We start from the raw sequence: 423 nt of genomic DNA, 5'->3' as shown, positions 1-423 counted from the left end.
GATCGGCAGACATTCGTCGCGATTGTAGTTGACGACATAGATCGTGATCCTGCTGACCTGCGAAGGCGCCGCACCGGCGGCGGCGAGTGCTCGGCCGAGATTGGCAAACACCTGGCGCGCCTGCGTCGCAAGATCGCCACGGCCAACAAGCTTGCCATCCAGGTCTTCTGGCTCCTGGCCCGAGATGAATACCAACTTGCTGCCTGTCGCAACGACAACCTGGCTATACGTCTGCGGAACTGGCAGGTCCTTCGGGTTGATGCATTGCAGCGGCATTCATCGGGTCTCCTGTATGGTGGTCTCAATTTTCTGGGAGTCTGTTCTTCCGATGGATAAACATATGGCTATGCGGCGTGCCTGTCGCCAGCCCGCAGCCACCGACGCGGATCGACCGAAGCGGCCGGCCGCTGGTCGAGCGAGGCG

The 423-nt window shown here is 61.0% G+C and carries 1 protein-coding gene; it reads right to left on the bottom strand.

Annotation, left to right across the window (positions count from 1 at the left end):
* The coding region (locus EN780_RS37960; protein WP_128276673.1) for a Rid family hydrolase at positions 1–276 on the bottom strand (276 nt) is incomplete at its 3' end.
* Between the last annotated feature and the right edge of the window lie 147 nt (positions 277–423).

Source organism: Mesorhizobium sp. M4B.F.Ca.ET.089.01.1.1 (assembly GCF_004022605.1).
Taxonomy (GTDB): Bacteria; Pseudomonadota; Alphaproteobacteria; order Rhizobiales; family Rhizobiaceae; genus Mesorhizobium; species Mesorhizobium abyssinicae.
Note: the sequence above shows the minus strand (reverse complement) of the source record. Positions and strands in the feature narration are given on the sequence as shown.